Below are 25,164 nucleotides of genomic sequence, written 5' to 3' on the forward strand. Positions count from 1 at the left end.
GAGAGGGGCAAGTCATTGAATTGCTACAGATTCAGACCATGTCGCCAACATGGGAAAGCGCACTCCGTCGCCATGAAGCTGTTCAGCCACCTGGCGGTACCAGGGGCTCCGAACACCGCCCGATGTCTGGCATCGGGTCAGTTAGCGACACGCTACGTCAGCAGTTGCGCACAGCGCGTGTAGATGGACGCGCCGGGGCGATCACCACTGGTCTTCGAGCTTCTGCGGTTTGCAGGCGACCCAGGAGGCGCTGAGCAGCACCACCGCGCACAGCACCAGGAAGCCGAACGGCAGGTGCCAGCCACCGCTGACCGCATGCAGCCAGCCGAACAGGAACGGCCCCAGGCAGCTGAAGGCATAGCCCACGCCCTGCATGAAGCCGGACAACGCCGCCGAGCCGGCCGGCGTACGCGTGCGCAGGTTGATCAGGGTCAACGCCAACGGGAACGTGGACGGGCCGATGCCAAGCAATACCGCCCACAGCCAGGGAGCCTTCATCGGTGCGTACAGCAGGCCGGCGAAAGCGATCAGGAAAGCACTGAAACCGATCAGCACCAGCGGGAAGGGATTGCGCAGACGCACGGCCAGGGCCGGCATGGTCAGCGACGGCAGCAGGCCGCAGGCGGCGAAGATGGCCACCATGATGCCGCCGAAGGCCGGCGTCGCACCGGCTTCGACCACGATCCGCGGCAGCCAGGTGAACATCGAATAGGTCATCAACGAGGTCATGCCGAACATCAGGGTCATGCCCCACGCCAGCGGCGTCTTCCAGACCTTCCCGTGCGGCGCGCTGGCAGGATCGTTGGCGGCGCTGATCGTGTCCGGATGCGGGCGGGCGCGGGAGAGCATGAGCCACGGCAGCGCCGCTGCCAGCGACATCAGTGCCCAGATGCCCAGCGATACGCGCCAGCCCGCCTGCTGCGCGACGGGTACCGCCAGCAGGGCCGGCATCATCGTGCCGATCTGCAGCACGGTGATGTAGAGCGTGCTCATGGTGCCCACGCGGTTGGCGAAGTAACGCTTCACCAGCGGGGGGACGACCACGTTGCCGATGCCCATGCCGGCCAGTGCCACCACCGAGCCGAACAGCAGGCTGCCCACGCCGCCGGCCATCGAGCGCAGCAGCAGGCCCACGGTGGCCAGGCTCATCGCCAGCAGGGCGGTGCGCTCCAGGCCCAGGCGACGCGCCACCGCCGGGGTGGTCACGCCGAACAGCGCGAAGGCCGCGGTGGGGAGCATGCCAAGCACGCCGGTCATGGTCGTCCCGAAGCCGAAGGTCTGGCCGAGCACATCCAGCAGCGGGGTCAGCGAGGTAACCGCGGTGCGCAGGTTCAAGGCGGCCAGCAGGATCGCGGCAAAAGCCAGCAGGCGCCCGTGCAGCAGGGACTGGGACGGTGAGGTGGGGTGAGTCATCAGCATGTTTCCGGACAGGTAGCGCACCGCGGGCTCAGGCACGCGGGTGCAACGGCAGAGACCGGCCAGCGGCCAGCATCTGCGGGGTAGGGGACTGGGCCGCCGCCGACGGCGGAGCCAGGACCGGCCATTGTACGGGTTCGATCCCGGCAGGTCCCTCATCAGCCCTTCGGCAGGCGCTACGTGTGAAAACGTGTTCACAACAAGGGTCGCGCGATCCCCTTCCATGTGAGCTGCGTCAAAAAAATGACTATTTAGGAAAATACCTACATGCAGGTGGGTAGTTGTCCTACCCGGAGAGTGGGGTTTTTGACGGTTTTCATGTCGCGAATAGCTCTTAAATTGGCGGGCCTCCATAGGGGCGGTCTATAGCGAACGATGGTTCGTGCCAGCCCACGTTCGAGATACTGCATGCCAAACCACGTACTACCCACCCCGGCTCGCGCCGGTTCTCATGGCGCTTCCCGGCGCACCCTCCTTCTGGCCCCGCTGGCGGCCGCGCTGGCCCTGATCTGTCTGCCGGCCAGTGCCCAGCAGCGGCCGGCCCCTGATCAGGAACTGCTCCGCCAGCAGGAGCGCGAACGCGCGCTGCGCGAGCAGCTTGAAACACGGCCCGATGCGCGCCTGCAGGACGCCCCGGTGGCGGCCCCCGAGCGGCTGCCCCAGGACGAGGCACCGTGTTTCGTGATCGAGCGCATCAGCTTGGGCGGCGAGCAGGCCGAACGCTTCCAGTGGGCGTTGGCTGCGGCCAACGTCAACGGCGATCCGGCGCTTGGCCGTTGTCTGGGCACCACCGGGATCAACGTGGTGATGTCGCGCGTGCAGAACGCCATCGTGGAGCGCGGCTTCGTCACCACGCGCGTGCTGGCCCAGCCGCAGGACCTGACCACCGGCGCGCTGGAATTGACGCTGGTGCCCGGCACGCTGCGTCAGATCCGCTTCGCCGAAGGCACCCACCGCAATGCCACGATGTGGAACGCGATCCCGGCGCGGAGCGGCGACCTGCTCAACCTGCGTGACATCGAACAGGGGCTGGAGAACTTCAAGCGGGTGCCGACCGCCGAGGCCGACATCCAGATCAGCCCGGCCGAAGGCGCCGATGCCGCGCCCGGGCAAAGCGACCTGGTCGTGCAGTGGTCGCAACAGCGGCTGGTGCGCTTCAACCTGAGCCTGGACGATTCCGGCAGCAAGGCCACCGGCAAGACCCAGGCGGGCGCGACGATGTCGCTGGATCACGCGCTGCGTCAGAACGACCTGTTCTACGTCAACCTCAACCACGACGTGTTCAGCGGCGGCAAGCGCGGCACCAAGGGCTTCACCTTCCACTACTCGGTGCCGGTCGGTTACTGGCTGTTCGGTGCCACCCGCAGCGGCTACGAGTATGAGCAGACCGTGGCCGGCAACCAGCAGTCGTATCTGTACAGCGGCGAGAGTTACAACGCCGAAGTCCGCGCCACGCGCCTGCTGTTCCGCACTGCGAGCAGCAAGACCAGCATGTACCTGCGTGCCTGGGAGCGCGACTCGCGCAACTTCATCGACGACACTGAAATCCTCGTGCAGCGCCGGCGCATGGGCGGCTGGGAACTCGGCCTGAACCACCGTCATTTCATCGGCCAGGCGACGCTGGATGGGACGTTCGGCTTCCGCCGCGGCACCGGGGCATTCGGTTCGATCGCAGCGCCCGAGGAGCTGTTCGGTGAAGCCACCTCACACCCGAAGATCTACTTCGCCGATGCGCAGCTGAGCGTCCCGTTCCAGCTTGGCCAGCAGCGCCTGCGCTACACCGGCAGCTGGCGCGCGCAGTGGAACCGTGGCGGGCTGGTGCCGCAGGACCGCTTCGCGATCGGTGGCCGCTACACCGTGCGCGGCTTCGATGGCGAGATGTCGCTGATGGGCGAGCGCGGTTGGCTCATCCGCAACGACATCGGCCTGGCACTCGGCGGTGGCCAGGAGTTCTACGTCGGCGCCGATTACGGTCATGTCGGCGGCAGCGCCACGCAATGGCAGCTGGGCAATGACCTGGCAGGCACCGTGATCGGCCTGCGCGGGTCCTATCGCGGCCTGTACTGGGACGGCTTCGTCGGCGCCCCGTTGAACAAGCCCTCTGGTTTCCATAATGCGTACACCGTCACCGGATTCACCCTGAGCTGGTCGTTCTGATTCCAGCGCTGGCGCCTGCGCGCCGCGCCGACCACACGCACACAAAGGAACTGTCATGAACAAGCATCTGTACCGACTCGTGTTCAACCACGCTCTCAAGCTCTGGCAGGTCGCCGCGGAGATTACCCCGCGCCCCGGTGGGCTTGGTATCGGACAGGGCGGTGACCGCACGGCGGCACTGCGCCCGATGGCCTTCGCGTTGTGGGTGATGCTCGGCTGGGTCGGGGTGACCGGCATGGCCGCGGCGCAGGTGGTGGCCGATCCGAATGCGCCGGGCAACCAGCGCCCGACCGTGCTGGAAACCGCCAACGGTACGCCGCAGATCAACATCCAGACCCCGAGTGCGGCCGGTGTCTCGCGCAACACCTACCAGCGATTCGATGTCGACCAGCAGGGCGCCATCCTCAACAATTCGCGCGGCAACACGCAGTCCCAGCTCGGCGGCTGGGTACAGGGCAATCCGTGGCTGGCCGGTGGCACCGCGCGGGTGATCCTCAACGAGGTCAACGGAGCGAACCCGAGCCAGCTGCGCGGCTACGTGGAAGTGGCCGGCGACCGCGCGCAGGTGGTGATCGCCAACCCCGCCGGCATCGATTGCGACGGCTGCGGCTTCATCAACGCCAACCGCATCACTCTGACCACCGGCACGCCGATGTTCAACGGCGGTGCGCTGGAGGGATACCGCGTGCAGGGCGGTGCCATCCGTATCTTCGGCGCCGGCATGGATGCCAGCCGGGTCGACTACACCGATCTGATCGCGCGCTCGGTGCAGCTCAACGCAGGTCTATGGGCACAGCAACTGCAGCTCACCACTGGCGCCAATACGGTCAGTGCCGATCTGAGCCGCGTGCAGGCGCAGGCCGCGGAAGGCAGTGCGCCGCAGTACGCGCTGGACGTCGCGCAGCTCGGCGGCATGTATGCCAACAAGATTCTGTTGATGGGCACCGAGCATGGGGTAGGCGTGCGCAACGCCGGCAATCTCGGCGCGCAGACCGGTGAGCTGGTGGTCACCGTCGATGGCCGGCTGGAAAACACCGGCAAACTGCAGGCGCGCGACGACACCCGCATCGCGGCCAGCGGCGGTGTGCGCAATGAAGGTCTGGTCAGCGCGGGTCGCGAATTGAACCTGCGCACCGGCCAGGATCTGGACAACACGGGGGGGCAGCTCAACGGCACTCGTCTGGATGTGGAAGCCGCCTCGCTGGTCAACCGCGACGGGCGCATCGAGCAGGCGGGTGTGCAGGCGTTGGCGGTAGAGAGTGGGCAGTTGAAGAACCGCGACAAGGGCAGCATCGGCGCGCTGGCCCAGCAGGATGGGGCCGCACCGACGACGCCAGGCACGGGGGAAGGCACGGGCAACCCAGGAACACCGGGCACCGGCAACGGCAGCACCGACGGCAGCGCGCCGGGCGTGATTCCGCCGACCACCGCGCCGCTCGCGCAGGGCCGCGTGATGATTGCCGGCCTGCTCGACAACGATGCCGGCGCGGTGCTGGCCGGTGGCGATATCGATCTGCGCGCCGGTGAGTTGGACAACGACGGCGGCAGCATCGGCGTGCGCGACCTGAGCGTGAACGGTGGCGCGCTGTCCAATCGGCGGGGCGAGCTGACCACCCAGCGCGACCTGCGCGTGCAGGGTCAGACACTGCACAACGACGCCGGCGCATTGAACGTGGGCGGCGCCCTTGATGTAAGCACCACGCAGCTGTCCAACCGCAGTGGCACGATCACCCACAGCGGCACTGCACCCGCCCAGCTGCTGGTGGAAGGCACGTTCGACAACATCGATGGCCGTCTCGCCAGCAACGCCACTTCGCTGGCGCTGACCAGTGCAGTGCTGGTCAACACCGACGGCACGCTCATGCACACCGGCAGCGACGGCCTGCAGCTCACCACCGGCACGTTGAACGGCCAGCGCGGCGAGATCGCTACGGCCGGCACGCTCAGCCTCCGCGCAGGGCAGGTCGATCATCGCCAGGCGGAACTGCAGGCCGGCACGCTCGATGTCCAGGTCGATACGCTCGACAACCGTGGCGGCCAGCTGCTGGCGACCGGCAGCCAGGCCAACCGCATCGAGGCGGCGACCGCGCTGGACAACAGCGATGGCACGCTCGCCAGCAACGGCGATCTGGCCATCGATACTGTGCTGCTGAGCAACGCGGGTGGGCAGGTGCAGCAGGCCGGCAGCGGCCGCCTGGACATCACCGCGGCGACCTTGGCCGGGGCAGGCGGCAAGCTGCTGAGCAACGGCGCGCTGCACCTGCAGGGCCAGCGCATCGATGTCTCCGGCGGCATCACCTCGGCGGTGCGCATGGAGATCGACGCCGGGCAGTTGGACAATCGTCGGGGTGAGCTGATCGCCACCGGCACCGACACGCTTGGCCTGCGCGTGACCCACGCGCTGCAGAACGACAGCGGCCAGATCATCGGCAACGGTGCGCTCGCCGTGCAGGCAGGGAGCCTTTCCAACCGCGACGGCAAACTACTGGCGGCGGGCAGTGCGGCCTCCACGCTGCAGGTGACCGGCACGCTCGACAACCAGCGCGGCACCTTGGCCAGCGCTGGCGATCTCACGCTGCAGGCCGGCCAGCTGGACAACCAGGCTGGCACGGTCCAGGCCGCCGGTGAAAGTGCGATGCAGCTCGCCGTGGACGGCCTGCTCGACAACCGCCAGGGCGGCATGATCGCCTCCGGTGGTGCGCAGCAGCTGCGCGCCGGCAGCCTCGACAACCTCGGCGGCACCGTCAACGCAGGCGACACGCTGGACGTGGCGGTCGCCCAGACCCTCGACAACAGCGCCGGCACCCTCGCTGCCAACGACACGCTGCACGTGCAGGCCGGGCGCATCATCAACCGTGACGCGGGCACCCTGGCCTCGGTCGAAGGCGATGTTACGCTCGACAGTGCGAGCGATATCGACAACACCGCCGGTGTGATCCAGGCCGAGCGTGCGCTGTCGGTGACCAGCCAAGGGCTGACCAACGTGCGTGGCACGCTGGCCGGCGCCTCCGTCGCCTTGGATACGGGTCTGGGCGGCGTGGACAACAGTGAAGGCATCATCGCCGCCACCGCCGGCACGCTGGATATCCGCAGTGGTGCACTGGAGAACCGCGCTGGCCTGCTGCAGTCCAGTGGCGGGATGAGCATCGATACGCACGGCCAGCGGCTGGGCAATACCGACGCGGGCGCGCGTGGCGGCATCGTCAGCGGTGCCGGGCTGACCCTGCGTGCCGGTGAGCTGGACAACCGTGCCGGCCTTGTCCAGGCGCAGACGGCGCTGGACGCGCGACTGGCCTCGCTGGACAACCGCAGCGGCGGGCAGGTCGGCAGCGGCACCTCGCTGCTGCTGCAGGCGCAGCGCGTGGACAACAGCGGTGGCCGCCTGCAGGCCGCTCAGAACCTGACCCTTGAGCTGAGCGGTGAGCTGGTCAACCAGGCCGGGCTGGCCGTGGCCGGTGGCGATCTGGTCGCCCAGGCTGCGCGCATCGACAACCGCGCCACGAGCGGCGGCGGCACCGCGCTCGGGCTGCAGGGTCGCAACGTGGACCTCACTGCCGCGCAGATCGACAACAGCAGCGGCGTGATCGCTGCCGACCAGCGCATTGCGCTGCAGGCGACCGATGCGCTGTTCAACCAGCAAGGCCTGGTGTCCTCGGCGGGCAGTCTGGACGTGCGCGCCGGCCAGGTCGGCAACACCGACGGCACGCTGCTGTCGGCGGGCAACCAGACGCTGCATGCCAACGTGCTCAACGGCACGGGCCGGGTGTTGTCGCAGGGCGACCTGGTGCTTGCGCTGCAGCAGGACTACCGCAACGATGGCCAGATCACCGCCAATGGCAAGGCCACGGTCTCCACGCAGGGACTGTGGACCAACGCAGGCAAGGTGCAGGCCGGGGATCTGAACCTGCACGCACGCCAGGTCGACAACCTCGCCACGGGTGAGATCAGCGGCCTCCGCACGCAGGTGCGCGCCGATGGCGTGCTCGGCAACCGAGGCCTGATCGACGGCGTGGACACCCGCGTCGATGCCGATGTGATCCTCAACGTCGGCACCGGTCGCATCTATGGCGACCGCCTGTCGATCGGTGCCAACACCCTGGTCAACAGTGATGAAACGCTGGAGGGCGTTACCCGCGCGGCCACCCTTGCCGCGCGTGAGCGCCTGGACATCGGCGCCGGCACCGTGGTCAACCGCGAGCAGGCGCTGATCTTCAGTGCCGGCGGTGGCGACAATGCACTCAACATCGGCGGTGCGCTGGATGCGCAGGGGCATGCAGTCGGTCGCGCAGGCCTGGTGCACAACGTCAGCGCGACCATCGAGTCGCTGGGTGGCTTGAGCATCGACGCCACGCGCCTGCTCAACAGCAACGAGCACTTTGCCACCACTGAAGTGATGGTGGTGGGCCCGACCAAGAAGCTGTACATCCAGCCCAAGGGCACGCCGGGCATGCACGATGCCAGCGAGTTCACCTGGTCCAGCTGGAGCCGTGCCGGCAAGTACTGGTGGAAAAACGGCAGCGGCGACGTCAAGGCATGGACCCAGTACGACGTCACCCATACCGAGTACGAAACCCAGGTCACCTCCAGCGCGCCGGGCCGGATCATCTCGGGCGGCAACATGACCCTGCGTGGCGATGAGCTGATCAACGACAAGAGCCAGATCCTGGCCGGCGGCGCGTTGCTGGGCGACCTTGGCAACCTGCGCAACATCGATGCATTCGGCGAGTACCGCGTGCGCGAGGAAGGCACCAGCCAGTACACCTACAGCCGCTGGCGCGGTGGCTTCAAGCGCTATCACGAACGCAAGTGGGACGGGAAGATCGCCTATCGCCCGGCCGATGAAGTGCGCACCATCAATCTGGGCGTGACCCGCACCGAACAGAACACCCGCGATGGTGGCAGCGGCTACCAGGTGGGCGGCGTCACTACCGGTACCGTCGGTGGGCAGGTCGGTGGCGCAGCCGACGCCGGCGCCATCGGTGGGCAGCGCCAGGTGACCGAGGTCAGCGCCAGCGTGGCCTCGCTGGCGGGCCCCGGCAGCAATGCTGGCACCGGTGCGCAGGGCGCGGAGGGTAACCAGCCGACGGTGATCCGCACCATCGGCGTGGAGGCCGAACTGCCGCAGAGCAGCCTGTTCCAGAGTGGCCCGAACGCGGGGCAGTACCTGGTCGAGACCGATCCACGCTTTGCCGATTACCGCAGCTGGCTTGGCTCGGAGTATCTGCTGCAGAAGATGGGCGTGGACCCGGCCAATGTGCAGAAGCGGTTGGGCGATGGGTTCTACGAACAGAAGCTGGTTCGCGATCAGGTTGCCCAGCTCACCGGCCGCCGCTTTCTGGACGGCTACGCCGACGATGAAGCGCAGTACCGCGCGCTGCTCGACAACGCGGCCACCATCGCCGACGCATGGGGCCTGCGCCCCGGTGTGGCGCTGACCCCGGCACAGATGGCCCAGCTCACCAGCGACATCGTCTGGCTGGTCGAGCAGCGCGTCACCCTGGCCGATGGCAGCACCACCACCGCGCTGGTCCCGCAGGTCTATGTACGCGTACGCCCCGGCGATATCGACGGCACCGGCACGCTGCTGGCGGGCCGCTCAGTGGAGCTGAACCTGCGCGGCGATCTGGTCAACAGCGGCACCATTGCTGGCCGCACCGCGGTGAAGATCGACGCGCAGAACCTGCGCAACCTCGACGGCCGCATCAGCGGTGACACGGTCAGCGCCAATGCGCGTACCGACCTGGACAACCTCGGCGGCCTGATCGATGCGCGCAGCGTGCTGGTCGCCAGCGCTGGCCGTGATCTCAACATGGTCACCACCACCCGCAGCGGTCAGAACACGGCCGGACTGAGCGACTTCAGCCGGACCAACATCGACCGCGTGGCCGGGTTGTTCGTGAGTGATCAGGGCGCCACGTTGCTGGCCAAGGCCGGCCGCGACCTGCGCATGGACGGCGCCCAGGTGGTCAACACCGGCGCACAGGGCCAGACCCTGCTTTCGGCGGGGCGTGATCTCTCCCTGGGCACGGTCACCGAGGCACGCCAGGAGAACAACGTCCGCAACAACGACAACTACCTGCGCCAAGGCTACGTGCGCGAAGTCGGCACCACCCTCGATACCGCCGGGGCAGTGCAGCTGCAGGCGGGCCATGATGTGAACCTGCGCGCCGCGCAGGTCTACAGCAGCGATGGCGCGATCTCGGTGATGGCCGACAACGACGTCAGCATCGCCAGCGGCGAGCAGAGCAACAATTGGAGCGAGGGCCGCAAGCACACCCATCGCGGGCTGTTGAAGTCCACCACCAACACCACGCGCGATAGCCTGGAGGAAACCCAGGCCATCGCCAGCACGCTCAGCGGGCACCAGGTGGCGGTGCGCGGCAACAACATCACCGTGACCGGCAGCAACGTGGTCTCCGATGCGGGCACCGTGCTGCTGGCCGACAACGATCTGACCGTGCAGGCGGCGACCAACACGCGCGGTGAGAGCCACTACAAGCGCAAGGATGAAAGCGGCTTCCTCTACAACGGCGGCGTCGCGTTCACGGTCGGCACGCAGATGCAGAGCCGCGATGCCAAGGACGTGAGTACCAGTGCCGCGGGGTCCACCGTCGGCTCCACCGCGGGCAACGTGGTGATGGTGGCGGGCAACAACTACCGCCAGGTCGGCAGCCACGTCGTCGCGCCGGTGGGCGATGTCGACATCCACGCGCGCAAGGTCGATATCGTGGAAGCCCGCGAGACGGGCGTCGCCACCCAGGAGGACAAATTCCGCCAGGCCGGCCTGACGGTGGCGTTGACCGCGCCGGTGATTTCGGCGATCCAGAGCGCCGAGCAGATGAAGAAGGCGGCCAGCCAGACCGATGACAGCCGCATGAAAACGTTGGCGGCAGCGACCACCGTGCTCAACACGGCGGCAGCCGTGGGTGCGGTGCAGGCTGATCCAGGCGCGGCGGGTGGCATCAACATTTCCATCACCGTGGGCGGCGCACGCAGCGACAGCAAGACCACCACCACGCACGACAACGCAGCCGGCTCCAGCATCACCGCAGGCGGCGACGTGCGCATCAGTGCCACCGGCGCGGGCAAGGACTCGGATCTGACCGTGGTTGGCAGCACCATCAACGCCGGCAACAACGCCTACCTGCGGGCCGATGGCGATATCGCCCTGCTGGCGGCGAAGAACACGCTGGAGACCGATCGCAAGAGCAGCGCGGCCAGCGGCGGCGTCGGCGTGGCGATCAGCATCGGCTCCGGTGGCGCCAGCGCCGGCATCACCGCCAATGCCAGTGGCTCCAAGGGCAAGGGTGAGGGCACCGACGTGAACTGGACCAACAGCCACGTCAACGCCGGCAACACGCTGGTCCTGCAATCCGGCGGCGACACCACCCTGCGTGGCGCAGTGGCCAGTGGTCGCCAGGTGATCGGCGATATCGGCGGTGACCTCAACATCGAGAGCCTGCAGGACACCTCCAGCTTCCACAGCAAGGACACCAGTGTCGGCGGCAGTGTCACGGTCGGCTTGGGCTTCTCCGGCAGCGCCAGCTACGGCAACACCAAGGTCGATGGTGACTACGCCAGTGTTGTCGAGCAGAGCGGAATCAAGGCGGGCGACGGTGGCTACCAGGTACGCGTAGGCGGCAATACCGATCTGATCGGTGGCGTGATCGCCTCCAGCGAACAGGCCATCGCCGACGGCCGCAACCAGCTGATCACCAGCACATTGAGCGTGCGCGATCTGGACAACCGCAGCGATTACAAGGCCAGCAGCCTCAGCCTGTCCGGCGGCTTCAGCAAGAGCGGCACCGGCGCCCCGTCCAGTGGCGGCAACAGCGGCCGTGGCAACGACGGTACGCCAGGGTCCACCGGTGCGGCCGGGCAGGGCAGCAGCTGGTCCTGGCAGAACTATGGCAACGATGCCAGCGCTGCCGCGCCCGGCTATGCCAGCGACAAGGGCAGCGATGCCAGCACCACCCGCAGCGGCATCAGCGCAGGCGGGCTGACCATCACCGATGGCAACGCGCAGCTGGCCAGGACCGGCAAGAGCATCGACGACACCCTGGCCAGCCTCAATCGCGGTGTGCTCAGTGGCGACGATGCCAACGGGCTGATCCGTAACTGGGATCCGGTGGAACTCGCGCAGAAGGTGCAGGCCGAAGCGCAGATCAGCGCAGCGTTCACCCAGCAGGCGCACAGTGCCGTGGGCAGCTATGTGGCCAGCCGCGGCGCCAGCATCAAGGAGCGTTACGAGCACGCCGACACGCCGGAGCAGAAGGCTGCGCTGCAGGCTGAAGCCGATGAACTGCGCACGCAGGAGAAGATGCTCAACATCCTGATCGGCGCGGTGACCGGCTCGGCGACCAGCGCGGTCTCCAAGGAGGCGCTGGCCAGTGCGGCGGACTGGATGAGGAAGGAGATGATCAAGAATTCGGAACTGTTCACCGGCGTCGTCGATCCCTCCAATCCCGAAGTGGACCCGACCACATCCAAGAACAAGAACGTCCTCAACAACATCAACGGGATCAGCATTGGTGTGGACGGCGACGGCATCAAACTGGGCGGAACCCGCATCGATCTGGATCTGCTGTGCGGCACGTCCAACAGCCGTTGCATTACCGACGAAACCGGCAAGCTGGCACTGGATGACAACGGGCATGTGCAATGGAACGCGACCGCCGCGAAGATGAGTCTGAAGGACTTCCTGGCCAGTGAAGAGGGCAAGGCACTGGGTGGCCTGACCGGCGGTATTCAAGGTATCGAAGGTACGCTCAACGGGACCCCTTATTCCAAGGGTGATTGGGAGGACAGATTGATCGAGTTCTTTGCGGGCCCACACGACTACATCGGCGGCCAGATGAGCGGGTTGTATGATGAGCAGGGCAACGCAGTACGCGGGCGCTCCCCACTGCTGCAGAAGGTACACAACACATGGAGCGTGTTCGCCATCCCCACGGCCGCCCCGTTTGCAATGGCAAAAGGCCTGCCGCCAGGCGTATGGCAGGCCATCACCACGTTCGTGAAGGCATCCCCATGATCCGAATCATCTGTGCACTTGGCCTGCTGTTCTCCCTGGCGTTGTCGGCCGGGTGTTCGGTAGGCAACTGGAACGTCTGCGGCCCGCAGACGCCGCGCGCCTACTGTGACAAGAAAACCTACGACGCCTTGGCCAATCCCCCTTCGCAGCGCGACAGCTGGGCGGCGGGCAAGGCCGATGCCTCGCAACTGGGGGCGGCGTGGGTGGCATGCGGCGGCATGGCGAACGGCAATGTCGGCATCGATCAGCAGGGCAGCAACGGTCCCGAAACCGTGCAGCGCCTCACCCGGAAGAATGACGACGTCCAGCGCTGCATGATGCAAAAGGGATACCAATACACCGGGACATGCTCAGGGGATATTGCGAGTCGATTCCCCGCCTGCCAGTCGCGATGAACGTGCGGCGGCCTCGTGCAGGTGCGCTCGCCGCTGCACCTGATCCCTGGGATCGGCGGACGGCGCATGAGCACCCTCGCGCGAGCCGGAGGGTCAGACGTATATCGATGCTGATGGCGATCGTACTTTTCGCGGTTGCAGGCTGTGCCAGCACTCCCGCTGTACCGGGGCAAGTGGCGGTGACGGACATGGGGCCTGTTCCGGCGGGTTCCGTTCGTGTCATGCCGACGCGGCAGTACTGGCGCAAGGCGGGGGCGAGCAAGGCCGACGCGGACGTGGCCCGGCAGCAATGCAGCCAGCACCTGCGCAACACCGACGAGTACGTTGGGCTTCTCAAGGAGAGCGCCGTGATCACGAAGATCTGGCATGCCGAACGTACCTCGGCACAGAAGAAGCGGCGCAAAGAGATCGCCGCTCGGCTGGGCCAACTCCATGATGCATGCATGGCCGGCGAGGGGTTCGAGTTCGTGCGTCGTGGGTTTCCGGTGGAGTGAATACGATGCGCATGACACTGCTGTTCGTCCGTAGGGGGTTCATCTGTCGCAAGCATCCCGCCAAACGGCACACGGGTCGTGCGACGGTGGTACTCGGCATGCTGTTCGGGCTGACCGCCTGTGGTGCAGGTGGGATGTGGATGAATGGAAACCCTGCCGCAACCCGGCAGCTGGTGCCGCCGGGCCACGACTGGAGCAGGCCGGACGCAGGTGCCCTGGTGCGTGATACGGACTGGCAGGCCTGCGGCGGCCAACGCAGTGGGAACATCTCCTCAGACCGGCAAGGTGCCACGGGTGAGGAAACCGCCAATCTTTCACGCGACAAGCTCTACGCGGCACAACGGTGCATGCTGGGGAAGGGCTACCGCTACACGGGTCGCTGCGAAGGCGACATTCCGCGCCGCTACCCGGCGTGCGAATCGCCATGAAACCCCGTCCCATCCGCCGCGTCGTCACTGCCCTGTGCCTGGCCGCCAGCCTCGGCGCCTGCGGCATGGGCGGCATGTGGATGAATGGCGATCCATCGGTCGGCCGCACCCTCATGCCACCGCGGGATACCTGGGAGAAGCCAGGCAACGGTGGCACGGCCCGCGATGCCGATTGGCGCGATTGTGGCGGGGCCGCCAATGGCGGTTACCACGTCTCCACGGCGGAGGGGGCCAGCGCGGCGGTGATCCAGCAGGCCCTGGGCCGCACGTTCGATGATCTGCAGCGCTGCATGCTCGGCCAAGGCTACCGCTACACCGGCAGCTGCGAAGGGGAAATCCGCAGCCGCTACCCGGCCTGCCAATCGCCAGGCACAAAAAAACCCGGAGGACAGTGATGTCTTCCAGGCTTGATTGTGACCATCAAATGGTCGGGGAGACAGGATTCGAACCTGCGACCTCTACGTCCCGAACGTAGCGCTCTACCAGACTGAGCTACACCCCGTAAGGAGCCGCCTATTGTATCGATCCCGCCGGTCGGCGGCAAGGGGGGATCGCGGTTTTCGCCTTCGGTGCCGTGTTGCCACGGCCCTTGATAAAGAAGCCTGGAAACGTGTTCCCAGGCTTCAATACGACCACCGAAGTGGTCGGGGAGACAGGATTCGAACCTGCGACCTCTACGTCCCGAACGTAGCGCTCTACCAGACTGAGCTACACCCCGAAGGAGCCGACAAGGATACGGTGTGAAGACCCGATCGGCAACCTTTTTTTAGCCTTCTTCGTGATCCGTACGGCTCTGCTCGCGGGCCTCGAACCACATGCCGTTGAGAATAGCCACGACCGAAGCCAGCCCTGCACCCAGAATCCAAGCGAAGTACCACATGGTGAGTCTCCTATGGCGCCGTGGGGCGCGTCAGTAAGCGTTGGGGTTGTCGCCCATCTCTTCGGCCGTGGTCTTGCCCTTCATCACGCGGTAGACCCAGGAGGTGTAGGCGATGATGATCGGCAGGAAGATGGCCGTGGCGATCAGCATGATCCCCAGGGTCAGGTGGCTGGAGGAGCTGTCCCAGACGGTCAGGCTGGAGCCCGGCTGGCTGGAGGAGGGCAGCAGGAACGGGAAGATCGCAAAGCCGACGGTCAGGATGATGCCGGCGATCGAGGCCCCCGAGGCCAGGAAGGCCAGGCCACCACGGCGGGCCCGCAGCAGCACCGCGCTGGCCAGCGCACCCACCAGCCCGAGGATCGGGGCCAGCAGGGTCAGCGGCATGCTCTGGTAGTTGCGCAGCCAGCCACCGGCCACCGCACCGACGGCCGCGGTCTTCAGCAGCGGGTTGGTCGGGCCATCGGTCACCACCTGCGAGGTGATCTGGTAGCCCGGCAGGCCAAAGGCCACCCAGACGCCGGCCAGGGCGAACAGCACGAAGGTCAGCACCGCCGCGACGCTGCCGTAACGGGCCGAGCGCTCGGCCACCGGGCCATCGGTCTTGAGCACCAGCATCGCGGCACCGTGCGAGACCACCATCGCCACGCTGACCAGACCTGCCACCAGCGCGAACGGGTTGAGCAGGCCGATCAGGGTGCCGGTGTAGAAGATGCGCATGCTGTCATCGAAGTGGAACGGCACGCCGACCAGCACGTTGCCCACCGCCACGCCGGCGATCAGTGCCGGGAGCAGGCCGCCGACGAACAGCGCACGGTCCCAGTTCTCGCGCCAGCGCTTGCCGGGCATCTTGCTGCGGTACTTGAAGGCGACCGGGCGCAGGATCAGCCCGAACAGCATCAGGAACACCGCCAAGTAGAAGCCGGAGAAGCTGACCGCGTACAGCGGCGGCCAGGCGGCGAAGATCGCACCGCCACCGAGCACCAGCCACACTTGGTTGCCTTCCCACACTGGGCCGACGGTGTTGATCACCAGCCGGCGTTCGTCATCGGTCCTGGCCACGAACGGCAGCAACGTGCCGACGCCGAGGTCGAAACCGTCCATCACCGCCCAGGCGATCAGCAGGATGCCGAGCAGCAGCCACCAGATCACGCGGAGCGTGGTGTAATCGAGTCCAATGAATTCCATCTGGGTTCTCCTGCCTTACGCCCGACCGTGGGTCGGCGCAGCGGCATTGGGGGAAAGGGACGTGGCTGCAGCCTGCAGCGACGGCAGGATGTCGTCCGGGCCCTTGCGGATCGCCTTGAGCATCAGCTTCACTTCGATGATCAGCAGCACCGTGTACAGCGCGGTGAACACGGCCAGCGTGGTCAGGATTTCATGCAGGGCCAGGCCCGAGGCGGCGTAGAAGGTCGGCAGCACGCCGTCCACCGCCCACGGCTGGCGACCGTACTCGGCCACGAACCAACCGCATTCGATCGCGATCCACGGCGCCGGCAGCGACCACAGGGCAAGCTTGAGGAACCAGCGCTTGTCCTGGAAGTTGTGGCGGCACGAGTAGTAGAAGGCCAGCGCGAAGAAGGCGATCAGGTAGAAGCCCAGCCCGGCCATGATGCGGAAGGTCCAGAACAGCGGGGCGACCCGCGGCACGGTGTCCATCGCGGCCTTGGAGATTTCTTCCGGGGTGGCGTTGAGGATGTCCTCGCGGTAGCGCTTGAGCAGCAGGCCGTGGCCCAGATCCTGCCAATGGCGGTCGAACATCTCGCGCGCTTCGACGTCGTTCTTGTCCTTGCGCACGCGTTCCAGCGCACCGTAGGCCAGCTGGCCGCCGCGGATGCGGTTTTCAGCGCGCCCCACCAGTTCCAGGATGCCCGGGATCGGCTGGTCCAGCGAACGGGTGGCGATCAGGCCCATCAGGTACGGGATCTTGATCGCGTAATCGTTGGTGTGGGTGGTCTGGTTCGGAATGCCGAAGGCGGTGAAGTCGGCCGGCGCACGCTCGGTTTCCCACATCGCTTCGATCGCGGCGAGCTTCATCTTCTGGTGTTCGCTGGCGGCATAGCCGCTTTCGTCACCCAGCACCACCACCGACAGCGAGGACAGCAGGCCGAAGGCGGCCGCCACCGCGAAGGAACGGCGTGCCATGTCCCTGTGCTTGTTGCGCAGCAGGAACAGGGCGCTGATCGACATCACGAACACCGCACCGGTCACGTAGCCGGCACTGACCGTGTGCACGAACTTGGCCTGGGCCACCGGGTTGAACAGCACGGCGGCGAAATCCACCACCTCCATGCGCATCGTTTCCGGGTTGAAGATCGCGCCGGTCGGGTTCTGCATCCAGCCGTTGGCGATCAGGATCCACACCGCCGAGAGGTTGGTGCCCAGGGCCATCAGCCAGGTCACGGTGAGGTGCTTGACCGGGCTCAGGCGCTTCCAGCCGAAGAAGAACAGACCGATGAAGGTCGCTTCCAGGAAGAACGCCATCAGGCCTTCGATCGCCAGCGGTGCGCCGAAGATGTCGCCGACGTAATGGCTGTAATACGACCAGTTCATGCCGAACTGGAATTCCATCACGATGCCGGTGGCGACGCCGATGGCGAAGTTGATGCCGAACAGCGTGCCCCAGAACAGCGTCATCTGCCGCCAGACCTGTTTGCGGGTCATGACGTAGACGCTCTCCATGATGGCCACCATGAAGGACAGGCCAAGCGTGAGGGGAACGAAAAGGAAGTGGTACATCGCGGTCAGAGCGAATTGCAGCCGCGACAGTTCTACGACTGTCTGATCAATCATGGCCTGGCTACCTCGTTGGGTTTTGCCGTTTCAGGTGGCGGGAAGGGGGGTCTACGGGGTGAATTCTGTGACCAGCAACTTCAAACAGCCTTGATTCAGATCAATGTACAAACAGACCGGCGCAGGGATCGTATGCATCCCACCCCTGCGACCGCTGGCCGCACGGGGGCGGGGCCAGCACCTACTACAATCGACGGAACCTCCCTGTGGCCGCCAGTGACTTGTTTTGAGCATACCCCCCGACGCGTCCATTGTTGAGACAACCGCCCTGCGCCGCCGTCGCCTGCACTGGCTGGGTGGGCTGGCGGCGGCCGCCCGCGGCAAGCAGCGGCTGGCGGCGATCTGCATCTGCCTGTCCGGCGCCCTGCTGATCGGGCAGGCGGCCGCCATCGCCTGGTTGATCCAGGCGGTGCTGGTCGATCACCGGCCACTGGCCGACGCTACGCCCGTGCTGCTGGGGTTGCTGGCGGTGCTGGGCATCCGCACCCTGTTGGGCAGTGCGACCCAGGCAGCAGCCGGTGATGTCGCCGATGCGGCGCGGCTGGCGCTGCGTGAACGGGTTTATCAGCGGCTGCTCGAGCGCGGGCCCCTGTGGCTGCGCCAGCAACGCACCGGGGAACTCGGCGAACTGATGCTCGCCCACGCCGATGCGATTGAGAATTATTACTCCGGCTATCAGCCGGTCCGCATCGAAGTAGTGGTGGTCCCGCTGCTGATCGCCATCGCCGTGGCCTGGACCGATTGGGTGATCGCGCTGATTCTCTTGTTCACCGCGCCGCTGGTGCCGTTCTTCATGATGCTGGTCGGTTGGGGCGCTGAAGCCGCCGGCCGTGCGCAGCTGGGCGAACTGGCGCGGATGAGCGGCCACTTCGCCGATCGCATCAAGGGGCTGGGCCTGCTGCGTCTGTACGGGCGAGGCGAGGCCGAACTGGACGGTGTGGCCACAGCGGCAGAAGGCGTGCGCGAGCGCACCTTGAAAGTGCTGCGGATCGCCTTCCTCTCCTCCACGGTGCTGGAGTTCTTCGCGTCGGTCAGCGTGGCGATGGTCGCGCTGTATCTGGGCCTGAGCTATCTCGGCCTGATGTCGTTGCATGCGCATGTGCCGACGCTGGGCGTGGGCATGTTCTGCCTGCTGCTGGCACCGGAGTTCTATGCACCGCTGCGGCGCTTGGCCGCGCACTACCACGATCGCGCCAACGCACTTGCCGCGGCCGCCGAAGTGGAGCGCCTGCTCGGCGACTTGCCGGAGGCACCCGTGGCCGGGGACGCGCCGCCTGCGACTGCGCGCGCGCCGGAACTGCTCGAACAGCGCGCCCCTCCGGTGATCGTACGCGGGGTGAGCCTGCGACCTCTGGGTGCACATCACGATGTGGTGCAGCAGCTCTCGTTCCAGATCGAGCCCGGGCAGCGCGTGGCGCTGGTCGGCCCCAGCGGCAGTGGCAAGAGCACGTTGCTGGAAGCGCTGGCCGGCTGGTTGCCCCCGCGCGAGGGCAGCATCGCGCTGCGCCCCGGGTTGGACGTGGGCTACGCGGGGCAGCGCCCGTATCTGTTCCACGGCACGATCGCCGACAACCTGCGGCTGGCCGCACCGGGCGCGACCGATGCGCACCTGCGCGCCGTGGCGGAGGCCGCCCAGGTGATGCGCTTCGCTGCCGCACTGCCACAGGGGCTGGACACGGTGATCGGTGAGCGCGGCTTCGGATTGTCCGGTGGCGAAGCGCGTCGCATCGGCCTGGCCCGGCTGCTGCTGCGCGATCCACAGCTGCTGCTGCTCGACGAGCCGACCGCCTTCCTCGATCCCGATACCGAAGCCGATCTCCTGCGTACCCTGGCCGCCTTCGCACGTGGGCGCAGCGTGGTGATCGCCACGCACAGCGAGACCGCGATGCGCTGGGCAGACACCCGCCTGACCTTGACCGCCGGCGGCGCGCGCCTGGCCTCGGAGCTAACGCCATGAAGGCCGCACACATCGATTCGCTGAAGGGTGTGTTCGCCCGGCATCGCGGCCGCCTGCTGCTGACCGTGCTGCTGCTGTGGACGACGATGCTGGCCGGCACCGCGCTGCTCGGGTTGTCCGGTGGTTTCCTCACTGCCGCCGCCTTGGCCGGTGCGGCCGGGCTCGGCAACGGCTTCAACTTCTTCTCGCCCTCGGCGGGCATCCGCGGGCTGACCATGGCGCGCATCGTGTCGCGCTACTTCGAAAAACTGGTCGGCCACGATGTCACCCTGCGCATCGCACGCGATCTGCGCGTGTGGTTCTTCCGGCGCGCGCTGCCACTGGCACCGGCGCGCCTGGCCGGTGTACGCACCGGTGAACTGCTGGCGCGGCTGATGTCGGACATCGGCGAGGTCGATGGCCTGCTGGTGCGCGCGATCGGCCCGCTGTTGGCGCTGGGCGGCATCTCGCTGGTCGCGGTGGTATCGGCCGGCATCATCTATCTGCCGGCGGCCGGTCTGCTGGCGGTGCTCGCCTTGCTGATCGGGGCGGGCGTGCCGTGGCTGACCGTGCGCGGCGCGGCCGACCAGGAGCGCGACCGCGCGCTGCACCGGGCGCAGCTGCGTACCCAATCCTTCGAAGGGCTGGAAGGCGCGGCCGATCTTGCCGCGCTGCAGGCGCGCGAGCATTGGAACCAGCGCGTGCTGGTGGCAGCCAAACAGCTGAAGTCGCGTGACAAGCGTCGCCGCTGGCGCTTGATCAGTGGCAACGCACTGCACGGATTGTGCGGCGCGGGTGGCTTGGTGGCGATGCTGTGGCTGGCCCTGCATGCCTTCGAGCGTGGCAGCGTGGATGCTGCGCTGGCGGCCGCACTGGTGTTCCTGACGGTCGCACTGCTGGAGCTGTGGGCCGGGATCGGGTTGGCATGGCAATCGTGGTTGTCCGGTCGCGTCGCCGCGGTGCGGCTGGAGGCGATCGTGGATCAGGCGCCGGGCGTGGTCGAGCCCGACGCGCCGCTGGCCGTGCCATCCGTGCCTGCGCCGCTGCGGTTCGATCACGTGGTGTTCCGTTGGCCCGGCCAGGCGCGCGTGTTGCTGGACCATGTGCAACTGGAACTCGCACCGGGCGAACGAATCGCGATACGCGGTGACAGCGGCAGTGGCAAGACCACGCTGTCCTCGTTGCTGCTGCGGCTATGGGATCCGGAGGCCGGCAGCGTGCGTTACGGCGATGCGGATATCCGCAGTTTCGCGCAGGCCGACTGGCACCGTCAGATCGCCTGGCTGCCGCAGAACGCGCCGGTGTTCGCCGGCACCGTGGCGGACAACCTGCGGCTCGGCGATGTAGCGGCCAGCCACGCGCGCTTGTGGCAGGTGCTGGCGGACGTTCGTCTGCACGTCTGGGCCGAGCAGATCGGCGGATTGTCGGCGTGGGTGGGCGAGAACGGCGCAACCATGTCCGCCGGGCAGGCGCGGCGCCTGGCGCTGGCGCGCGCGCTGCTGCGTGATGCACCGATCCTGTTGCTGGACGAGCCGACCGAAGGCCTGGATGTGGATACCGCGCATGCATTGCTGCAGGACATGGTGGCGGCGCTGGGCAATCGCAGTCTGTTGATGATCACCCACGACGAACTGCCGGAGGGCATCGTGCATCGGAGCTATCGTTTGCGGGATGGACGGTTGGAAGGGTAGCGGCGAGGGCGATCCGCACACTACGTGCACAGCATCCACGCATGGCGTGGATCTACCCGAAGAACCTGCCGTCGCGGATCAACCAGCCCAGCGCCACGATGTTGATCACTACCGCCACCCAGAACACTCGCTGGAAGGAGGCCTTGCGGTTCTTGTGGCGCAACACGGCCTGCGCCATCAACGCACCCGGCCAGCCGCCCAGCAGGGCCAGGCCCTGCAGCGTGCTTTCCGGTGTGCGCTGGCGATCATTCTGGGCGGCGGATTTGTCATGCCAGTACCAGGCAAACGTCACCACGCTCAGGCCCAGGTACACACCCGGTACCCACATCGGCCAGTGCTGCCACATCGCCACGGCAATGAGGCCTGCGAGGAACACCAGTGCGATGGCGGTGCGCGGCAGTCGATCCGGCCCCGCACCACGCACCGCAGTGCGTGCAGCAGGACGACCACCATCCCGAGCCAGCGCAAACCGGACCGCCACCGCGTTGCGGCGCCCCTGCGCATCGGTCTGCACGTCATAGGTGATCACATCGCCCAGCACCGGGCGGCGATCACGTGCAGCGAAGGCACGGATATGCACGAAGCATCGCTCGCCGCCGCCATTGGGCTGCACGAAGCCGAAGCCGCGCGCATCGTTCCACTCGCTGATCTTTCCTTGAAGGCGCATGGGTAAACTCAGAGTGAGGACAGGAAGCCGCCGACCGCCGGTCCGAACCGCGCGAAATCCACCAGGAACGCATCATGGCCCTGCGGCGAATCCAGCCCGATGAACTGCGCATCGGCACCGCCGGCGCGCAGGCCGTCGGCGATCTGCTGTTGCTGCTGCACCGGGAACAGGATGTCGGTGTTGGCGCCGATCGCCATTGCCTTGCCCACCTGGATGCGGGCCAGCCCGGCCATCACGTTGCCATCGGCATATTCGGCCAGGTCGAACCAGTCCATCGAGCGGCTCAGGTACAGATAGCAGTTGGGATCGAAGAAGCGCACGAAGCGGCGGGCATGGCCTTCCAGATAGCTTTCGACCTGGAATTCCAGGCCGAACGGATCGTCATCGGCCTGGTCCGAATCCAGCCGTACGCGGCCGAAGCGGCCATCCCATTCCAGCGCGGAGCGATAGGTGATCACGCCAAGCTTGCGGGCCATGCGCATACCCGATTCCGGGTAGGCCTGGTCGGTGTAGCGACCGCCATTCCACTGCGGATCAAGCCGGATCGCCTCGCGCTGCAGCGAGCGGATCGCGATGGAGAACGGCAGCGCCTGGGCACTGCCGGAGATGTTGATATGGCTGCGCGCGATGCCCGGGTGCAGCATCAGCAGCGCCAGCGCGGTCATCCCGCCCATCGAGTTGCCGATCACGCAGGCCAGCTCGGTCACGCCCAAGGCGCGCACCACCTCGATCGCTGCACGCGCGCCATCTTCGATCGACAGTTCGGGGAAGCGCAGGCCATACAGTTCGCCCGTCGCCGGATCGATACTGGCCGGGCCGGTCGAGCCTTTGCAGCTGCCCAGCGAGTTCACGCAGATCACGAACCAGCGGTCGGTATCGATCGGCTTGCCCGGGCCAACCATCGCCTCCCACCAGCCGGCGGCCGGGTTGTCGTCGTTGGCCGCGGCATGTGCATCGGGGGAGAGCCCGGTGACGATCAACACTGCATTGCCGGCATCGGCAGCGAGCGTGCCCCAGGTTTCGTAAGCAACGTGCGCATCGCGTAGTTCACCGCCGCGCTTGAACGCGAACGGCGAGGGCAGGGCGTGATAACGGGTGCCGGGGGGAATGAATTCAGTCATGCGCGCAGTTTAGCCGGGCGCCGCGATGGCGCCGTAGTGGTGAGCGGCACGCTGCGTCGCGGCCGCGTATCGGTCATGGGCGATCAAACACCAGTGGTACCGGTCCGGCATGCGGCAGGCGCACCCGTACCGGCGTGGTTTCCAGATCGTCCGGCTGGCGGTTGGCCTGGCCCGAACGCGACAGTCGCGCAATGACCTCGACCTCCTGCACCTGGGAGAGCGTGCTGGTGGGCATCGGGCTGTCGCCATCGCCAAGGGTGACCAGCAGCGGCACCTGGCTGGCCGGATGCTTCTGCACCGCGATCGGCATCGGCGGGCCATCGGGTGCGCGCGCGATCACGAACACGGTCGCGTTGGCCAACGCGGGATCCAACGTTATTCCGGGTGCGAACCGGACCTGCACCGTGAGGGCGTGGTTGCCCGTCGCCGCAGGGACGGAGGTTTCGGTCATGGGCGGCAGCCCGGCATTGCCGCGGGCGATGGCGATCTGCTCGCGCAACGCGCGCGCCGCGCCCGGCTCCAGGCGTGGCAGCAGCGCTTCCCAGGCGGCCGCCGCTTCGGCGTCCTGCCCGCGCTGGCGCAGGGCAATGCCGATCAGCCAGCCGGCGCGCTCGCTCTCCGGCGCGAGTGCGTTGGCGTGACGCAGCCATTGCAGGGCCTGGTCATCGAATTGTTTGCCCGGTGCCGCCTGTGCGCGCGCCTGTGCTGCTTCGACCAGCACGCCGGGGTCGTCCGGGGCGAGTTGCACCGCGCGGTCGAAGGCGGCGGTGGCCTCGGCGAGCTTGCCCAGCGCCAGTTGCGAGCGGCCGAGCAGGGCCCAGCCATCGGCGCGTTGTGGATCCTTGGCCAGCGCCTGTTCCAGGGCCTGCACGCCATCCTCCAGTGTGGCGGGTTCGTCACTGGCCGCCGTCCGTTCGGCGGCATCCGGCGTGCCGACCAGCAGGTACAGCGCGCCCCCGGCCAACCCGAGGGCCAGCATCGCGATCACGAAGGGACGGTGTTGGCCGCCCGCACGCAGCGGCCACAGTACGCGTGCAGCAACGGCCGCTGCGACCACCGCGGCACTCAGGGCCATCCAAAGGCTCACCAGCGCTCCTCGCTCTTGTCCATCGGTTCAATCCCGCGGCTGCGCCGACGCACCACCCAGACCAGCACGCCTGCGCCCATCAGCAGCGCCACCGGCGGCCCGAACCAGAGCAGCGCATTGCGTGCTTCCATCGGCGGCCGGTACAGCACGAACTCGCCATAGCGGTCGACCAGGAACTGCTTGATCTGCGCATCGCTGTTGCCCTGCTGCATCAGCACCAGCACTTCCCGGCGCAGGTCGTGCGCGATCTGCGCATTGGAATCGGCCAGCGACTGATTCTGGCACTGCACGCAGCGCAGCTCGGCGGCCAGCGCATGGAAGCGGGCTTCCTCGGCGGCATCGCGGTATTGCAACGGGGTCGGGTCGGAGACGGCCTGCGCCAGCACCGGCGAGGCCAGGGCCAGCGACAGCGCGATCAGCGCCACGCCGGGCCCGCGGATCCTCCGGTTACGGCGAGGCGGGCAGCTGCGGCTGGGCATTGGCATGGGCACGCTCCACCTTTTCCAGTTCCGGAATCAGCTGTGTATCGATGACGCGCTGGCTGAGTGCACCACTGTACTTCCAGCGCACCACGCCACTGGCGTCGACCAGGAAGGTCTCCGGTGCAGCGGTGACGCCCCAGTCGATCGCGGTGCGGCCTTCGATGTCGCTCAGCACCAGCACGAACGGATTGCCCAGTTGTTCCAGCCAGCGCAGGGCATCGGCCGGCTCGTCCTTCCAGTTGTAGCCGATCACGCGCACGCGCTTGGTTTCGGCGAACCTGGTCAGGATCGGATGTTCGTCGCGACAGGCCGCGCACCAGCTGCCCCACACATTGAGGACGTAGGGAGCGCCGCGCAATTCAGTGCTGCTGACCTTGATGTGCGGATCGTGCAGTACCGGCAGTTCGAAGGCAGGTGCCGGCTTGCCGATCAGTGCAGAAGGCAGGACGTCGCGGTCCGGCGCGCCGGATTTCATCACCCCGTAGATCATCAGCCCCAGCAGCCCGAAGAAGAACAGCACCCCGATGACGATGGCCACGGGCGGCAGCGGACGGGAGGCAGGACGGGGATCGGACACGGGAAACTC

The 25,164-nt window shown here is 67.1% G+C and carries 17 protein-coding genes and 2 tRNA genes; 8 read left to right on the plus strand and 11 right to left on the minus strand.

The features are described 5' to 3' along the window. Positions 1-201: 201 nt before the first annotated feature. Positions 202-1,413 carry an MFS transporter gene (locus ABE463_RS09090; RefSeq protein WP_259261513.1) on the minus strand — a complete coding sequence of 404 codons (1,212 nt, stop codon included), beginning with the start codon at positions 1,411-1,413 and terminating at the stop codon, positions 202-204. A 411-nt stretch (positions 1,414-1,824) separates the two neighbouring features. Here ABE463_RS09090 and ABE463_RS09095 point away from each other — a divergent pair, with 411 nt between their 5' ends. The 6 genes from ABE463_RS09095 (at position 1,825) to ABE463_RS09120 (ending at position 14,319) form a co-directional block, all read left to right on the plus strand. Then, complete coding sequence (locus tag ABE463_RS09095; RefSeq protein ID WP_346467939.1) at positions 1,825-3,573, plus strand: ShlB/FhaC/HecB family hemolysin secretion/activation protein; 1,749 nt, start codon at positions 1,825-1,827, stop codon at positions 3,571-3,573. A gap of 55 nt (positions 3,574-3,628) precedes the next feature. Further along, on the plus strand, positions 3,629-12,607 hold the full coding sequence (locus ABE463_RS09100) for a hemagglutinin repeat-containing protein (RefSeq protein ID WP_346467940.1): 8,979 nt from the start codon (positions 3,629-3,631) through the stop codon (positions 12,605-12,607). Continuing rightward, complete coding sequence (locus ABE463_RS09105; protein WP_346467941.1) at positions 12,604-13,002, plus strand: hypothetical protein; 399 nt, start codon at positions 12,604-12,606, stop codon at positions 13,000-13,002. Before ABE463_RS09100 ends, ABE463_RS09105 begins: the two co-directional genes overlap by 4 nt. 107 nt (positions 13,003-13,109) lie before the next feature. Further along, on the plus strand, positions 13,110-13,496 hold the full coding sequence (locus tag ABE463_RS09110) for a hypothetical protein (RefSeq protein ID WP_346467942.1): 387 nt from the start codon (positions 13,110-13,112) through the stop codon (positions 13,494-13,496). Positions 13,497-13,501: 5 nt separating this feature from the next. Continuing rightward, positions 13,502-13,924: a hypothetical protein gene (locus ABE463_RS09115; RefSeq protein ID WP_346467943.1), complete on the plus strand. Its 423-nt coding sequence runs from the start codon at positions 13,502-13,504 to the stop codon at positions 13,922-13,924. Further along, on the plus strand, positions 13,921-14,319 hold the full coding sequence (locus ABE463_RS09120; protein ID WP_346467944.1) for a hypothetical protein: 399 nt from the start codon (positions 13,921-13,923) through the stop codon (positions 14,317-14,319). The genes ABE463_RS09115 and ABE463_RS09120 overlap by 4 nt, the downstream gene beginning before the upstream one ends. Before the next feature lie 30 nt (positions 14,320-14,349). Here the strand turns inward: ABE463_RS09120 and ABE463_RS09125 are convergent. The 5 genes from ABE463_RS09125 to ABE463_RS09145 all read right to left on the minus strand — a co-directional run bounded on the left by ABE463_RS09125 (position 14,350) and on the right by ABE463_RS09145 (position 17,594). Further along, positions 14,350-14,426, minus strand: a tRNA-Pro gene (locus ABE463_RS09125). A gap of 139 nt (positions 14,427-14,565) precedes the next feature. Beyond that, positions 14,566-14,642: transfer RNA gene (locus tag ABE463_RS09130), tRNA-Pro, on the minus strand. A 48-nt stretch (positions 14,643-14,690) separates the two neighbouring features. Continuing rightward, entirely contained in the window at positions 14,691-14,804 is a 114-nt protein-coding gene (gene cydX / locus ABE463_RS09135) for a cytochrome bd-I oxidase subunit CydX (RefSeq protein WP_019182852.1), read from the minus strand. Between the two features lie 30 nt (positions 14,805-14,834). Beyond that, on the minus strand, positions 14,835-15,989 hold the full coding sequence (cydB, locus tag ABE463_RS09140; protein ID WP_121038151.1) for a cytochrome d ubiquinol oxidase subunit II: 1,155 nt from the start codon (positions 15,987-15,989) through the stop codon (positions 14,835-14,837). 15 nt (positions 15,990-16,004) lie between these two features. Continuing rightward, positions 16,005-17,594, minus strand: coding sequence for a cytochrome ubiquinol oxidase subunit I (locus ABE463_RS09145; RefSeq protein ID WP_346467945.1), 1,590 nt, complete (start codon positions 17,592-17,594; stop codon positions 16,005-16,007). 226 nt (positions 17,595-17,820) lie between these two features. On the opposite strand from ABE463_RS09145, the gene cydD reads away from it, so the two are divergent. Continuing rightward, complete coding sequence (gene cydD / locus ABE463_RS09150; protein ID WP_346467946.1) at positions 17,821-19,551, plus strand: thiol reductant ABC exporter subunit CydD; 1,731 nt, start codon at positions 17,821-17,823, stop codon at positions 19,549-19,551. Beyond that, positions 19,548-21,221: a thiol reductant ABC exporter subunit CydC gene (gene cydC, locus ABE463_RS09155; RefSeq protein WP_346467947.1), complete on the plus strand. Its 1,674-nt coding sequence runs from the start codon at positions 19,548-19,550 to the stop codon at positions 21,219-21,221. Before cydD ends, cydC begins: the two co-directional genes overlap by 4 nt. Before the next feature lie 52 nt (positions 21,222-21,273). Here the strand turns inward: cydC and ABE463_RS09160 are convergent, their stop codons facing one another. The 5 genes from ABE463_RS09160 to ABE463_RS09180 all read right to left on the minus strand — a co-directional run bounded on the left by ABE463_RS09160 (position 21,274) and on the right by ABE463_RS09180 (position 25,155). Next, a complete protein-coding gene (locus tag ABE463_RS09160) occupies positions 21,274-21,888 on the minus strand; it encodes a DUF1294 domain-containing protein (protein ID WP_346467948.1) in 615 nt (204 codons plus the stop codon). A gap of 8 nt (positions 21,889-21,896) precedes the next feature. Next, on the minus strand, positions 21,897-23,009 hold the full coding sequence (locus tag ABE463_RS09165; protein ID WP_346467949.1) for a homoserine O-acetyltransferase: 1,113 nt from the start codon (positions 23,007-23,009) through the stop codon (positions 21,897-21,899). 73 nt (positions 23,010-23,082) lie between these two features. Further along, positions 23,083-24,096 carry a tetratricopeptide repeat protein gene (locus ABE463_RS09170; protein WP_346467950.1) on the minus strand — a complete coding sequence of 338 codons (1,014 nt, stop codon included), beginning with the start codon at positions 24,094-24,096 and terminating at the stop codon, positions 23,083-23,085. Then, positions 24,093-24,581 carry a cytochrome c-type biogenesis protein gene (locus tag ABE463_RS09175; RefSeq protein ID WP_346467951.1) on the minus strand — a complete coding sequence of 163 codons (489 nt, stop codon included), beginning with the start codon at positions 24,579-24,581 and terminating at the stop codon, positions 24,093-24,095. Before ABE463_RS09175 ends, ABE463_RS09170 begins: the two co-directional genes overlap by 4 nt. Then, the gene (locus ABE463_RS09180) at positions 24,544-25,155 is read right to left on the minus strand and encodes a DsbE family thiol:disulfide interchange protein (protein WP_123730741.1); all 612 of its coding nucleotides are present in this window, start codon (positions 25,153-25,155) and stop codon (positions 24,544-24,546) included. Before ABE463_RS09180 ends, ABE463_RS09175 begins: the two co-directional genes overlap by 38 nt. Positions 25,156-25,164: the final 9 nt, after the last annotated feature.

The sequence above is a fragment of the Stenotrophomonas sp. TWI819 genome (assembly GCF_039673075.1).
Lineage (GTDB): Bacteria > Pseudomonadota > Gammaproteobacteria > Xanthomonadales > Xanthomonadaceae > Stenotrophomonas > Stenotrophomonas rhizophila_B.

Bases quoted from the DNA above. Each gene is read 5' to 3' on its own strand.
- ABE463_RS09090 (WP_259261513.1), bottom strand. From the start codon at position 1,413: ATGACTCACCCCACCTCACCGTCCCAGTCCCTGCTGCACGGGCGCCTG.
- ABE463_RS09095 (WP_346467939.1), top strand. From the start codon at position 1,825: ATGCCAAACCACGTACTACCCACCCCGGCTCGCGCCGGTTCTCATGGC.
- ABE463_RS09100 (WP_346467940.1), top strand. From the start codon at position 3,629: ATGAACAAGCATCTGTACCGACTCGTGTTCAACCACGCTCTCAAGCTC.
- ABE463_RS09105 (WP_346467941.1), top strand. From the start codon at position 12,604: ATGATCCGAATCATCTGTGCACTTGGCCTGCTGTTCTCCCTGGCGTTG.
- ABE463_RS09110 (WP_346467942.1), top strand. From the start codon at position 13,110: ATGCTGATGGCGATCGTACTTTTCGCGGTTGCAGGCTGTGCCAGCACT.
- ABE463_RS09115 (WP_346467943.1), top strand. From the start codon at position 13,502: ATGCGCATGACACTGCTGTTCGTCCGTAGGGGGTTCATCTGTCGCAAG.
- ABE463_RS09120 (WP_346467944.1), top strand. From the start codon at position 13,921: ATGAAACCCCGTCCCATCCGCCGCGTCGTCACTGCCCTGTGCCTGGCC.
- cydX (WP_019182852.1), bottom strand. From the start codon at position 14,804: ATGTGGTACTTCGCTTGGATTCTGGGTGCAGGGCTGGCTTCGGTCGTG.
- cydB (WP_121038151.1), bottom strand. From the start codon at position 15,989: ATGGAATTCATTGGACTCGATTACACCACGCTCCGCGTGATCTGGTGG.
- ABE463_RS09145 (WP_346467945.1), bottom strand. From the start codon at position 17,594: ATGATTGATCAGACAGTCGTAGAACTGTCGCGGCTGCAATTCGCTCTG.
- cydC (WP_346467947.1), top strand. From the start codon at position 19,548: ATGAAGGCCGCACACATCGATTCGCTGAAGGGTGTGTTCGCCCGGCAT.
- ABE463_RS09160 (WP_346467948.1), bottom strand. From the start codon at position 21,888: ATGCGCCTTCAAGGAAAGATCAGCGAGTGGAACGATGCGCGCGGCTTC.
- ABE463_RS09165 (WP_346467949.1), bottom strand. From the start codon at position 23,009: ATGACTGAATTCATTCCCCCCGGCACCCGTTATCACGCCCTGCCCTCG.
- ABE463_RS09175 (WP_346467951.1), bottom strand. From the start codon at position 24,581: ATGCCAATGCCCAGCCGCAGCTGCCCGCCTCGCCGTAACCGGAGGATC.